We start from the raw sequence: 12,800 nt of genomic DNA, 5'->3' as shown, positions 1-12,800 counted from the left end.
GAATAAGTTTTGACTGCGATCGTTCTGAATACCTAACGACTAAAAGAGAAGAGGGAATCTTTGTATGAGTTTATTGACAATTATTATGAATAACCGACTCTGGAAGTGGCTCAGTCTAAATCCGGTGAGTCAGCCGTCGCCAAAGAACCAGCCAGAAAAGACTTGGGGGTTTACGTTTTATGGGGAAACCCCGCATGGGTTAAAAGATTCCCTGAAGAATTTGAATTGCGAGAACTCCAGCGAGTCGTTTTCCCTGGATCGGTTACAGCAAGAGTCAAACCAAGATATAGAAAAGGGTTTGGCCTTTTTTCCTCTGGCGATGTTGCATCCGCAACGCTACGCGATCGCACATCCTGGAGATCGCCTATTGATTGTGCAAATCAACGGATCCCCGGAAACCGAACACAACCTGATGGATATGGGATTATGTCTGGGCAAGGAAATTCAGTTGGTCAGCGTGACGGATACGGGTTCGGTGATTGTGGCATTAGGCGGTCGCTCCCTTGGTCTTGGGGCAACTCAAGCGCAGCAAATTATGGTGACAAAGGTAATTTTAATGAATTCCCAACCCACGAAAATCGAACGCACTCAAGTCAAACCCTCTGACTTGCAAAACCAAAAACCATCGTCAATCAAAAATATCTGCTTGGGAGACTTGACCCAAGGTGCCAAAGGACGGGTTTTAGGCTACCAAGAAGTTACTCGTGGCTATAAAGGCAAATTGTTAGCAATGGGTCTGACTCCGGGGACAGAATTTGCGATTACCCGCTATGCACCCCTGGGCGACCCTGTAGAAATTCGCGTCCGTGGTTTTAGCCTGAGTTTGCGTCAATCGGAAGCGGCAGCCCTACTGGTCGAGGAGGTCTGCGAGTGAATCAGCGATCGACTGCCTCAACCACAAACGATCGAACTCGGTCAACGATACAGGGGACGCAGACTGCGATTATTGGCATCGTGGGCAACCCCAACTGCGGCAAAACTTGCTTATTTAATGCCTTAACCGGGGCAAACCAACGGGTCGGCAACTGGCCCGGTGTCACCGTTGAGCGCAAAGAAGGGGAATATGTCTACAACGGCACCAAAATCACTCTGGTTGATCTGCCCGGAGTCTATTCTCTGGATGCGGAAGATGGAGAAACTGGGCTTGATGAGTTGGTAGCGCGAGATTATCTGCTATCCGCAGAGGCGAATTTAATTGTCAATATTATTGATGCCTCTAACCTAGAGCGCAATCTCTACCTGACCACGCAGGTTATGGAAATGGGCGTGCCGATTATCCTGGCTTTGAATATGATGGATTTGGCCCGCGACCAGGGATTGCGAATTGATGTGGATGCGTTGGCCGATCGCCTAGGTTGTCCGGTAATTCCCATCAGCGCTATCCGCAAGGAAGGACTGCCCCAGTTGCTCGAAGCCATGTCTCAAGGGTTGCAACAGCCGCCCCGCCCCAAGTCTTATGTGGCTTATCCCCCAGTGATGGAAGAGGCGATCGCTGCTGTGGTGGCTTTACTTCAGGAAAAAAACCCGGATGCGGCGATCGATCGCCGCTGGAAAGCGGTTCAACTCCTGGAATATGAAGATCGCGTCGCCCCGGAAATCCAAAGCCCAGAATTAGATCGCATCGTAGTCAAGCACCGCCGAAAAATTCATCAGGTCTTAAGTGAAGACATCGATATTATTGTGGCGGATAGTCGCTATGGCAGTATTCATAAATTGCTGCAAGGGGCTGCGGAAAGAGAGGGAGAAGTCAGCGTCAAGCTATCGGACAAAATCGATCGCATCCTCCTCAACCGTTGGCTGGGAATTCCCATCTTTGCCTTCATCATGTATCTGATGTTTCTCATCAGCATCAATCTCAGCAGCGTATTTATTGACTTTTTCGATATCTTAGCCCAAACCATATTTGTGGATGGTTTCGGACATCTCCTGAGAACCGTTGGCACTCCCGAATGGTTAGTGGTCTTGCTGGCAGACGGCGCCGGAGGTGGGGTGCAAACCGTGGCCACCTTTATCCCTGTCATCGGCTTAATGTTCTTATGTCTTTCGTTTTTGGAAGACTCTGGCTATATGGCGCGGGCTGCTTTTATGATGGATCGACTGATGCGGATGATTGGTCTGCCCGGAAAGTCCTTTGTCGCCATGATTGTCGGCTTTGGTTGCAATGTCCCCGCGCTGATGTCTACCCGGACATTGGAACATCCGCGCGATCGGCTAATGAGCATTGTAATGACCCCGTTTATGTCCTGTACTGCCCGGTTGCCAGTTTATGCCATCTTTGCCGCCGCCTTTTTTCCCATTGGCGGACAGAATGTAGTCTTTGGTCTTTATTTAATTGGCATTTTGGCCGCCGTATTCACGGGTCTGGTGTTGAAAAATACCTTATTGCCCGGAAAACCCACCCCCTTTGTCATGGAGTTGCCCACCTATCATCTGCCCAGCGTCAAAAGTATGTTATTGCGGACGTGGGATCGCCTCCAAGGGTTTATCATTCGCGCCGGTCAAGTGATTTTATTAATGGTGATGGTCTTGGGGTTGTTAAATTCTGTGGGCACTGACGGATCTTTTGGCAATCAAAGTAATTCCAAATCTGTCTTAGTAGCGACTTCTCAAGCTATTACCCCAATATTAAGGCCGATGGGCATTCAGCAAGATAACTGGCCCGCGACCGTGGGAATTTTTACCGGCATATTTGCCAAAGAAGCCACCGTGGGGACTCTGGACTCGATGTATAGTCAGTTAGCCCAAACCTCACAAACCTCACAAACCTCAGAAAGCGGGTTGCTTGAAGAAACCCGGTTTCTATCCAGAATTGGCGAAGCCTTTGCCACCATTCCCGCAAATTTGGCCACAATTCCGGGGGCATTACTCGACCCTCTGGGACTTTCGGCGGTGGATGACGCCAGTGGTGAGAATACCGCCAATGCTGCATCAGGGTTAGGACGCGGGGCTTTTGGCCAAATGGCGATGCGCTTTCAGACATCCGCTGCGGCTTTTGCTTATATGCTGTTTATCCTGTTGTACTGTCCTTGTGTGGCAGCAGTGGCCACAGTTTATCGGGAAACTAACCTCGGTTGGACGATGTTCGTGATTGGATGGACGACGGGACTTGCCTACTGGTCGGCTACGCTATTTTATCAAGTGGCAACTTTTGCCCAACATCCGATATCTTCTCTCGCTTGGATTTTGGGATTATTAACCGCAATGGGTGGTACTTTTCTGGTGATGAAAAATGTGCGATCGCGTTCCTCCGCAACATCGCGATCGCAGAATAATTAACCGTTTTGGTCTTCTGGGGTGGGGGTAGAAACCCGGTTTCTTCAAGAAACCGGGTTTCTTGCGTCATCTCTATAAACCTGGTTTTTTGGGTCTTCTTTATGCTCGATTAAATTAAGCGTTACGGCGGCTTGATTCATAAAATATGGGTGAAAATCAGGTTTTTGCCGCCTAACACACCCTACGCATTCTCCAACAAAAGAATCCCTACCCAACAACCAACAAAAGAATCCCTACCCAAAGAATCCCTACCCAACAACAAACAACAAACAACAAACAACAAACAACAAACAACATTAATTCTAAGGACTAGGTTTTTGATAACTTTTGATAACTTTTCCTGGACTAACAAAAGAAATTCCTTGACTGAAATCAGTGCCAATCATCACCGCCTCAACAATCGGTTCGGTTACAACATTCTTGGCCATCCATTCCACAATAAAACTAGCCCCTAAACCAGCAGTAATATTTGTTCTATCAATCACAAATGCCACCGAAGCGAGGGGGTCTAGTTGTGCTGGTTGGGCTAAATATTGCGAAATTAATTCACCTTTGGTATTATAGTAACGAACTGAAGTAATAATAATGGGATGAGTTAGATCGGTGTTACGAATACTCAGGGTGGTGGTTAAGTTGATGCTTCTTTGATCGTTTTCATAATAAATGTATGAATAAGTAGGAACATAAATCGTTTGACTCATCACCGCCTGACTCAAGTCAACCTCTGCCAGCGATCGCAGTGAGGATAAACCATCTATACTCTGAGGTGTTGTCGGTTGTGATTTAGGCAAACTTAGTGATGTACAAGACATCAAAAATAAGGCAAGTATGGCCGAATACAGATAAACCGAAAATTTCATAATTTACCCATTCCTAAAAGTAATTACAAGACAGTCTAAAGAATTATGTACATATTGATTTGTGGTGCTGGCTTAGTTGGGATCAGTTTAGCTCAAAAACTGGTAGAATTAGGTCATACAGTGGGGATGATTGATAGCGATCCCAATGCTTGCCGCTATGCCCGAGAACAAATTGGGGTGATGGCCTTTGAAGGCAGTGCGGTTAGTACCGATGTTTTATTAGAAGCAGGAATTCGCAAAGCCAATGCTTTAGCTGCTGTCCTCAGAAGTGATGCCTTGAATTTAGCCCTAGTAACCCTGGCTAAACATTATGGCGTCTCACAAATTCTCAGTCGATTGCGGCATCCTGATTTTGCTCAACCGCTTCGGTTGTCTGGGGCTAGTCATATCATTAGTACCGTAGATTTATCGGTTTCCACAATGGTGAATGCCATTGAATATCCCCAAGTCGAGTCAATGATGCACTTTGAACAAGGACAAATTGAAGTTTTAAAACTCTCGATCGCGGATAATTCCTATGTTGCCGGTCGGACTTTGGCCCAAATTGCTCAAGACGGAAAGTTTCCCAAAGGTTCTCTGATTATAGGCTATCAACCACACCCCAATGAAGATTTAATGATTCCCAATGGCAGCACCATGCTAGAGTCTGGTTCAACGGTCTTAATTGCCACAAAACCAGGACTTTTACGTCCAATTATTGACTTTATGCAAGGTTCAGAATCGCCAAAAAAATAAAGCCTTAATCATCGTCTAATTCGATTAAGTTTTGATCGATTTTATTTAAGCGTTCTTGGACAATTTCTTCTGAGAGAATTCGTTTACGTCTGGCTTCATCCAGTGCGCCTTTTTCTGCCAGCAGCAACCGGCGACGAATCGCATCTATTTTGTGATCCTTTTTCACCGATATCTCATCCCGATCCAGATCGGATCGGTTGTTATAAAAGTCTCGCAGTAACTTTTCTGCTTTAGCAATCTGTACTTGATAATTGGAACGCATTTCTTCATAAATCGATTTCGGCAAAACTCCAGATTTCAGTAAACTATCGAGTTCATCTTGAGCAGCTTTGGCGGTCATTAGTTGTGCTTGCCATTCTTCAATATTTTGTAAGGGGAGTGAACCCTGGGATAATTTTAATTTTTTGACGAACCAAGGCAAGCTCAATCCTTGTCCCAATATCGATAGTAGCACGGTGCCAAAGATCAAGGCAATTAGTTGTTCTCTGCCGACGAAGCTGGCAGGTAAAGTTAGGGGGATGGCCATTGACAACGTACCTTTAATATTGCCTAAAAATAAAACATGTTGCCAGCGTAGAGGGATGGGGCGATCGAATAGACGAACGATCGCTAAGAGAGGATAAACCGATAGCAATCGAGCGACTTGATAGGCAAAAATTGCCAGAAAAATCGCCGGAAGTGTTTGAAAAAAAGTAATTAAGTCAACTTCTAAACCGATGAGCAGAAATAGAAAGCTATTAATAATAAAAGTTACAGTTTCCCAAAAACTACACAAGGTTAAACGAGTTGACGGAGAAACTCTTTGAGAAAGTCCGATGGTTCCCACAATTAACCCGGCTACCAGCACCGCAACAACTCCCGAAACTCCTAAGAATTGACTAATTTGAAAAGCTCCCAAGGCGACGGCGATCGTGAGTAAGCTGCTACTAAGTGGATCGTCAGATTTCACAAATAAAATGGTACTTAAATAACCAATTCCTAAGCCAACTAACGTCCCGCCGACAATGACCACAAATAGTTGTTGCAGACCCCCTAATACGGTGAATTGACCTGTTTGATGTACTTGCAAAATCAGGCTAAATAAGACCAGGGCAACCCCATCATTCATTAAACTTTCTCCTTGTACAATGGTGGAAAGTCGAGAGGGTACGGAGATTTCTTTAAATACGGCGATGATCGAAACTGTATCGGTGATGGCTAAGATGACCCCGGCTAATAGTGCAGAAGTCCAATTAAATCCTAAGCCTAATTTCAAGATTAAGGCAGTGATAAGAGATGATAGAATAACACCAGGACCCGCCAGCATGGCGATCGGTTTAATGGTACTGCGTAGGCGACTAATATCTGTATTGATTGCCGCTTCAAAGACCAGAATAGGCAGAAAAACGTTGAAAATTAAGGAATCATTAAAGCCGATGGGTCTAGGCAGTATTTCGGTGATGGCTAAACCAGCTACAACTAAACCTGTGACATAAGGAACTCGAATCCAACGAGATAGAAGTGCGACACTGGTTGCGACCAATAAAAGAATGACTAAGATTATGACTAAGGAGGAAAAATCCATGCTGATTAGTATGCTAGATCGTTAATATATTGGATAATGATTTTAGAAGAATATAGCGGTTATTATCGTTCGGGAAGTACAGAGGTTTTCTGGATTCCCGCGCGGGAATGACAGGGTTTTTTGTACTTCATAACTCTGACAATTGCTGTATTTCTGCAAATCTGGGATTGACAGTGGATATTCTACAATTTTCGTAGGGTTGAACAGCCGTTAATCCCTACTACTCCCGGACTAGCTATCCGATTCAAAAAGGAAGAAATAAGGAAGAAATTTTGATCAAAAAGTTCCTGATATCGTGTTTATAGAATTATTGTTGATCATGCCTCAATAGTTTACGAACAAATTTACAAGGTTTAAACTGATGATTTTAACTGATATTCAAACCTATCTTGCCGAACATCACCAAGTTGCCCTGATTGACTTGGAGAATCATTTTCACTTAGATGCAAATGCCCTGAGAGGAATGTTACAAAAGTTAATCCATAAGGGACGAGTGAAAAAGCTGGAAATGAATCAAAAATGCGGCCACTGTAACGACTGTGCGCCGGATTGTCTCGAATTTTATCAGTGGTTGGGAAAAGAGTAAGGCTAAATAAAAAACCCGGAAAAAACCCGGAAAAAACCCGGTTTCTTTGAAGAAACCGGGTTTTGTGATGACGGGAAAGATCAGTTTCTATTGGTAGAATTTGCCGCGATCATAGTAGCCGCTTGTTCTTGTTCCGCTTGTACCTCGGCTTTGGCTTCGGCGACTAAATCGCCAATCACTTCCCCGGTTTCCGCGATCGCGCTTACGGATTTTTGATAAAGTGACACACCTGTTTTAATGGTGGCTTTGGCAATAGGTTTGAGCAATGGCACCACCGTAGGTGCCAACACCACCACCCCAAGACCCAGCAGAATAGCTCGCGTTGGGTTGGCTTTGTAGAAATTGGTCATAGAATTGACCAGGGGTATTTGATTCAGTTGATTCAGTTGATCTTGATATTGATTGGGGTTTTCCATTGTTTTTCTCCTGAGAGTTGTTGGTTGTTGGTTGTTGGTTGGGGAGTGGGGAGTGGGGTGTGGGGGAAAGTGAAAAGTGAAAAGTGAAAAGTGAATAGTGAATAGTGAATAGTGAATAGTGATATTTATGCATAACTTTTCACTTGTACGGGCGAATGGCCATTCGCCCCTACGAATGCATCACTTTCTTCCCCTACACCCTCTCTTCCCCCGCTCCTCCGCTCCTCTGCCCCTCTGCCATTTAGCCGGTTAACTGATGCTGAATCAACGGACGGAGGCTATTCAGACCAGCAGCGATCGCCGAACCATTGTGAATCATCGTGGCGACGAGGGGATTGAGTCCCACAGTAGTGGCTAAACCCAATGCCAGTAAGTTTGGCCCGACGACTAAAACGGTATTTTCGGAAATCACCCGTTGGGTATCTTGGGCGATCGCGATCGCCTCTAACAATGCCTCCAAATCATTATTCATCAGCACCACATCAGCGGTTTCCCTGGCGACATGGGAACCATCCTCGAAGGACACCGAGACATCCGCATAAGCTAAGGCGACGGAATCATTCAACCCATCTCCCACAAAAGCCACGGTTTTGCCTGCCCGGTGTAAATCTCGCACAATTCGCGCTTTTTCTTCGGGAAAAGCTTCCGCATGGACGTGACCGGGACTAATGCCCAACTGCTCACCCACTGCCTGAGCCCGCATCTGAGAATCGCCGGTCAGCAAATGCACTTCTATGCCCAAGTCCCGCAAGCGACGAACCAGGGGGGCACTTTCTGGACGCAGGGGATCGGTATAAGAAATCTGGCCTATCAGTTGTCCATCACAGGCAACATAAATTGTTGATTGTTGATTGTTGTTGGTTGGTGGTTGGTGGTTGGTGGTTGTTGGTTGGTGGTTGGTGGTTGTTGGTTGGTTCTCGCACCCCTGCACCTCTGCACCTCTGCACCTCTGCTCCCCTGCACCTCTGCTCCCCTGCACCTCTGCACCTCTGCTCGTTGGCGGCTCCTCTGCTCCTCTGCTCCCCTGCACCCCCGCACAAGAGATCCCCGTTAAGGCTGGCAAATTAATCCCCGCTTCGGCTAAAAGTTTCTGGTTGCCTACCAAGACCGTTTGACCGTCGATTTCGGTACGCACGCCGCTACCGACTTCATAATGCCAGTCTTGGCGTTGGGGGATGGTCAGACCGCGATCGCTGGCAGCCCGGACAATGGCCTCAGCCACAGGATGAGTAATGCGTTGTTCTGCTGCTGCTGCCAACTCTAACACTCGGTCTGAGGAAAAGCCGTCAGCAACGGAAATCACGTTTGACAGTTGGATATCTCCTTGGGTCAGGGTTCCGGTCTTATCAAACACCATCGTATCTACTTCCGCCAACTGTTCCAAGGTGCGACCACTGCGGACTAAAATCCCATGTCGGGTGGTATGGTTCAATGCCCCTAAGAAAGCGGTGGGAATGGACACGCGAATTCCGGTGACAAAATCCAGGGTAAAAATTGCCGCCACTCGTGCCGGATCGCGGGTAGTCATCAAGACCACTGTGCCCAAGACCAAAACGGGCAGAATCAGGCGATCGGCGATTTTCTCTGCATAGTTCGCCATGCGGGTGTCATGGACTGGGGCTTGACTTAATAGGGCAAGAGATGCTGCCGCCCGGGTTTGATTGCCCACTTTTTCGGCGATCAGCCTTAATTTACCCGATCGCACCAAAGTAGAAGCATAGACATAAGTCCCCACTCCCGCCACAATTGGCATGGATTCCCCGGTTAATTTTTGTTGGTCAACGGTTGCTTCACCGGCTTGCACGGTGCCATCTACGGGAATTTGTTCCCCTGGGTAAACCTGGACGATTTCTCCGACTTGTACCTGGTCGCTCTTAATTTTGACAATTCTATCCTCCCGTACCACCCAAGCAAAATGACCAATAGTATCCAACAGGTCAGCAGTTTGCATCGCCGTAGAACGGGCGGTTTGTTCCCGCAGGACATCGCCGATTCCGTGAAGGGTCATCATCAATGCGGGAGTGATTAATTTCCCTTGAATGGTACTTAAGGAAATTGCCATTAAGTCTAAGCAGTCGATATTCAATCGATGCTCAACAAAAACGCTATTGCTGGCTCGTTGGACGACGGGCAAGACACAAGCCCCCAACACTCCAGCGGCGGCAACTTTCAGCAATGGGTAGGGCCAGCGTTGACTGGCAACCGCCAACAAAGTCGCCAGAATCGGTAAGCGCAGGCTTGACCAGCCCTCATCTTCGTCTTCGGTGTCTGATTCGGCGTTACATTCTGGTTCAGAATTGGTTCCGGGCAGCTTTGCGGAGCAATCTCTCGGTATTAATGGGTTGTCAAAGAAGCGCAAAAAATAATCTGGGGCAGCGATCGCGGCAATACTTTCCGGGCGATATTGGATGGCGATCGAGGCACAAGCCTGATTAATCCGCACGCTGATAATCCGGGGATCGGCTTTGAGGCGATCGGTCAGTTCTTTCGTCGGCTGGGAATTCCATAAAGCAGGCATTCGCAAACGAATGCGTCCCGGAATCGCATGAATCACTTGTACCCCACCAACCAAAGAACTTACATGGAGTACAGAACAATCGGTCATGGCCAGTTTTTCCTACAGATCGCCCCAGTTAACTGAGGCGGCTTGCTAATTTTACAGGGGGATTTAGGCGGGAACTTCGGTTTCAGCGGTCTTAATTAAATTCATTAAACGCAAACCCAACTCCCAATCAGCCAGTTGCCCCGCTTGGTAATTAATCACCAAACAAGAGGCAGCGTAGTTAATCCGCGCACTAATCACATACTCATCATCATTGAGCACTTGTAATAAACGTTTGGCGAATTCAGCATCTTTTTTAGTCCCCTTCATCGAGTCTTGGGGAATTTTTAGCCGCACCCGACCGGGAATCGAATGAATCACCTCATAGCCGCCCCAAGTGGTAGGAGTGCTGGGTTCTCTGCTGAATTGTTGTGTTGCGGCGATCAAATCTGCTTCGGGATTTTTCAGCTTAAACAAAATCTGGCGGCTAATACTTGCCACGAGTAAGTTCACCAGCAGCGCTTGTGCCCCTCGCAGTTGAAAACGACTCGTAATCATCAATCCCAGCACAACTGGGAGAATCATTTCTATTTCCCCATGTTCTGCCAAAAACTCACTAATTTTGAGATCGGTTGTGGCTTCAGAAGTCTGGTTAGTACCGACCCCAGGGGTGGCACCATTTGTGTAAATAGCATTGGTCATTTCTCGTTTCTGTGCTGGTTGTCTCCATGAAGGTAATTTTGATTTCACTATGGGTCTTATTAGGAAATTAATCAGCTAAATGCTTAATTTTTCTACCCAGAGCGCGAAATTTAAATTACAAAACTAGACAACTGAGGACAGCCTCCGTCTAAATTATGCAACGAACTGGATGATTCTCTCCGGGACGCTAGACGAATTAACTCTGGGACGCTAGGTAGGCTATCGGACTCTGCCATTGTCATTAGTCGGCAAATGGCTTTCTAGAATAAAGACCGATGATTTGCAGAGAGAAGATTTTACCCTTTGATTTTGTCATTATACTCCTATTAATAAAAATCAGCAAGCATTTTTTAAATGACAATTTCTCTCAATCTCAACAAAATGGATTTATTGACTAATTGCTCAGAAGAGAAAACCCCAATTTGCCATAAAAACAAACCGGGTTTCTTGAAGAAATCCGGTTTCTCAGGTTTTTTATTCTGACTCTATCTCTCAGAAAGAATTTGCACCCAATAGATTTGTATGATTGGGTTAATGCCGACCTCTATGGGGATATCTCTGAGGAAATATGCGGCACTCCGGTTTGAGTTTCAGACCAAGAAGGAGGAAACTTGGCCTCGATTTTTGAATAGGGAAAATCTGATGACTGTGAAGCAGCTAAAAATGGTTTAATTAAGTTTTTCAGCACAGGTCGGCCAAATTTAATCATGGCTGGCAAAGCCACAGTGCCAAAGGCGATCGCACCTAGTCCGAACAAGGCAGCAGAATTATTATTTCCCGGTGGATCTTCCACAATTTCTCTGAGATGAAAACTCAAAACCGACTTATCCAAATGAACCAATGACATTTGTAATGACCTCCATATTTGGCGTGCTTGGCGTTTAGATCGGTTCAGATTTACTGAGTATTTTACAGCGGTTTTGAAATTCATAAACCACAGACAACTTATGTAAAATATTTATGTAGAGGCGAATCGCGAATCGCCTCTACAGGGGGCTGTGGTTTACTCGCAGCAGATTTGCGCTGTAAACTGAATCTGAACCAATAAATCGGTAAACTTTTTTTATGGTTAAGTAAAAGGTAAAAACTCCTTGATGAGTTATTTTTTAGCGGATGGGCAATACACGATCACTTGGTATTGCCTAAAAAAACAAATTCTATCAAATTTTTGCAGCAGCCAGACGAGAGCCATTTCCGTCAAAAAATAATGATGATTCATCAATTTTTTTCGGCTATGATGGAGTCGATCTGCTAATCGGTTTGTCTCATTCAACAATAAATTCAGTCTGAGTCAGCAGGCGAACGCCCAAAGACATTTTCACCTGCCAAGTCCCTGGTTTTGCCTTCTCGCCCAATTGGTAAGAACAAGCACTTATCCAAACATTATGATTAATCAGTTTTGTTTGATAGAGGTTTTGATGTACGACTTGACCTGTGGGGTCAATCCAATCACAACTGAGTGATAATTTCTTATCTTTGGGGGGGTTTTGCAAGGTCACGCGGTAGTAGAGGTGGGGACGTTCTTGACGATTAAAAACAACAAAGTAGTTGCCATAATCATTGGACAAGATGATCCGAGTCTTAGACGGTGGGGGATGAGCAATTCGATTGGCGATCGCCTCTTTCCGGTCATTAACCCAAATGATACTGGATATCATCGCCCCCACTAATCCTACCTGTGCAATTGCGGCCATTCCGCGCAGCAGATCCGCAAAGGGAATCGCCAAACTGGGTTTTTGGCCTTTTCTCGCGACGGGTAAGGCTTCTCGGCGTTCGATCAAGACCCGGACGCGATCGACTAACCGATAAGGAAGGGGCAATTCTGGCCAGATATCCTTGACTTCTTCCCAGTCTAGTTCTCGGCCATCGTGAGACAGTGGTTCCACTGCGACGATCGATCGGGCTACTGGGGATGCTGTAAGTTTTTGATTCATGGCCCAATGTTGAATCCCGTTCTTTTTATTGTAGCGGTTTTGACAGATTTTTTAACTTTTTTATCGATCAAACGAGAGGAGCCACAGGTGCGATCGGGTCGGAGCGGTTCAGAGGGTCAGGGAGGGATCGATTACGAAATCAGAAATTTTTCAAAAATTATTTCAAAAAAAGCTATAATAAAAAACTA

Annotated in this window: 11 protein-coding genes; 4 read left to right on the top strand and 7 right to left on the bottom strand. The window is 46.0% G+C overall.

From position 1 onward, the window contains the following. Positions 1-64 precede the first annotated feature (64 nt). Positions 65-874 (top strand): FeoA family protein, encoded by an 810-nt coding sequence (locus AM228_RS04575; protein ID WP_054464931.1) that lies wholly within the window; start codon positions 65-67, stop codon positions 872-874. Positions 875-942: 68 nt separating this feature from the next. Further along, on the top strand, positions 943-3,276 hold the full coding sequence (gene feoB, locus AM228_RS04570) for a Fe(2+) transporter permease subunit FeoB (protein ID WP_054465051.1): 2,334 nt from the start codon (positions 943-945) through the stop codon (positions 3,274-3,276). Positions 3,277-3,575: 299 nt separating this feature from the next. Here feoB and AM228_RS04565 read toward each other — a convergent pair whose 3' ends face one another. Beyond that, entirely contained in the window at positions 3,576-4,133 is a 558-nt protein-coding gene (locus tag AM228_RS04565; protein ID WP_054464930.1) for a DUF3124 domain-containing protein, read from the bottom strand. 45 nt (positions 4,134-4,178) lie between these two features. Here AM228_RS04565 and AM228_RS04560 point away from each other — a divergent pair, with 45 nt between their 5' ends. After that, on the top strand, positions 4,179-4,868 hold the full coding sequence (locus AM228_RS04560; RefSeq protein ID WP_054464929.1) for a TrkA family potassium uptake protein: 690 nt from the start codon (positions 4,179-4,181) through the stop codon (positions 4,866-4,868). Positions 4,869-4,872: 4 nt separating this feature from the next. Here AM228_RS04560 and AM228_RS04555 read toward each other — a convergent pair whose 3' ends face one another. Continuing rightward, positions 4,873-6,432 (bottom strand): sodium:proton antiporter, encoded by a 1,560-nt coding sequence (locus tag AM228_RS04555; protein WP_054464928.1) that lies wholly within the window; start codon positions 6,430-6,432, stop codon positions 4,873-4,875. 361 nt (positions 6,433-6,793) lie between these two features. On the opposite strand from AM228_RS04555, the gene AM228_RS04550 reads away from it, so the two are divergent. Beyond that, positions 6,794-7,018: a FeoC-like transcriptional regulator gene (locus AM228_RS04550; RefSeq protein WP_054464927.1), complete on the top strand. Its 225-nt coding sequence runs from the start codon at positions 6,794-6,796 to the stop codon at positions 7,016-7,018. Positions 7,019-7,098: 80 nt separating this feature from the next. Here AM228_RS04550 and AM228_RS04545 read toward each other — a convergent pair whose 3' ends face one another. The 5 genes from AM228_RS04545 to AM228_RS04525 form a co-directional block, all read right to left on the bottom strand. Continuing rightward, on the bottom strand, positions 7,099-7,434 hold the full coding sequence (locus AM228_RS04545) for a DUF5132 domain-containing protein (protein WP_231636612.1): 336 nt from the start codon (positions 7,432-7,434) through the stop codon (positions 7,099-7,101). Between the two features lie 241 nt (positions 7,435-7,675). Then, positions 7,676-10,039, bottom strand: coding sequence for an HAD-IC family P-type ATPase (locus AM228_RS04540; protein WP_054464926.1), 2,364 nt, complete (start codon positions 10,037-10,039; stop codon positions 7,676-7,678). Between the two features lie 63 nt (positions 10,040-10,102). Further along, complete coding sequence (locus tag AM228_RS04535; RefSeq protein WP_199317283.1) at positions 10,103-10,678, bottom strand: metal ABC transporter ATPase; 576 nt, start codon at positions 10,676-10,678, stop codon at positions 10,103-10,105. A 544-nt stretch (positions 10,679-11,222) separates the two neighbouring features. Continuing rightward, positions 11,223-11,525: a hypothetical protein gene (locus tag AM228_RS04530; protein ID WP_072160652.1), complete on the bottom strand. Its 303-nt coding sequence runs from the start codon at positions 11,523-11,525 to the stop codon at positions 11,223-11,225. 418 nt (positions 11,526-11,943) lie between these two features. Beyond that, a complete protein-coding gene (locus tag AM228_RS04525; protein ID WP_054464925.1) occupies positions 11,944-12,612 on the bottom strand; it encodes a hypothetical protein in 669 nt (222 codons plus the stop codon). Between the last annotated feature and the right edge of the window lie 188 nt (positions 12,613-12,800).

The sequence above is a fragment of the Planktothricoides sp. SR001 genome (assembly GCF_001276715.1).
In the GTDB taxonomy this organism is placed as follows: domain Bacteria; phylum Cyanobacteriota; class Cyanobacteriia; order Cyanobacteriales; family Laspinemataceae; genus Planktothricoides; species Planktothricoides raciborskii.
Note: the sequence above shows the minus strand (reverse complement) of the source record. Positions and strands in the feature narration are given on the sequence as shown.

Bases quoted from the DNA above. Each gene is read 5' to 3' on its own strand.
- AM228_RS04575 (WP_054464931.1), top strand. From the start codon at position 65: ATGAGTTTATTGACAATTATTATGAATAACCGACTCTGGAAGTGGCTC.
- AM228_RS04565 (WP_054464930.1), bottom strand. From the start codon at position 4,133: ATGAAATTTTCGGTTTATCTGTATTCGGCCATACTTGCCTTATTTTTG.
- AM228_RS04560 (WP_054464929.1), top strand. From the start codon at position 4,179: ATGTACATATTGATTTGTGGTGCTGGCTTAGTTGGGATCAGTTTAGCT.
- AM228_RS04555 (WP_054464928.1), bottom strand. From the start codon at position 6,432: ATGGATTTTTCCTCCTTAGTCATAATCTTAGTCATTCTTTTATTGGTC.
- AM228_RS04550 (WP_054464927.1), top strand. From the start codon at position 6,794: ATGATTTTAACTGATATTCAAACCTATCTTGCCGAACATCACCAAGTT.
- AM228_RS04545 (WP_231636612.1), bottom strand. From the start codon at position 7,434: ATGGAAAACCCCAATCAATATCAAGATCAACTGAATCAACTGAATCAA.
- AM228_RS04540 (WP_054464926.1), bottom strand. From the start codon at position 10,039: ATGACCGATTGTTCTGTACTCCATGTAAGTTCTTTGGTTGGTGGGGTA.
- AM228_RS04535 (WP_199317283.1), bottom strand. From the start codon at position 10,678: ATGACCAATGCTATTTACACAAATGGTGCCACCCCTGGGGTCGGTACT.
- AM228_RS04530 (WP_072160652.1), bottom strand. From the start codon at position 11,525: ATGTCATTGGTTCATTTGGATAAGTCGGTTTTGAGTTTTCATCTCAGA.
- AM228_RS04525 (WP_054464925.1), bottom strand. From the start codon at position 12,612: ATGAATCAAAAACTTACAGCATCCCCAGTAGCCCGATCGATCGTCGCA.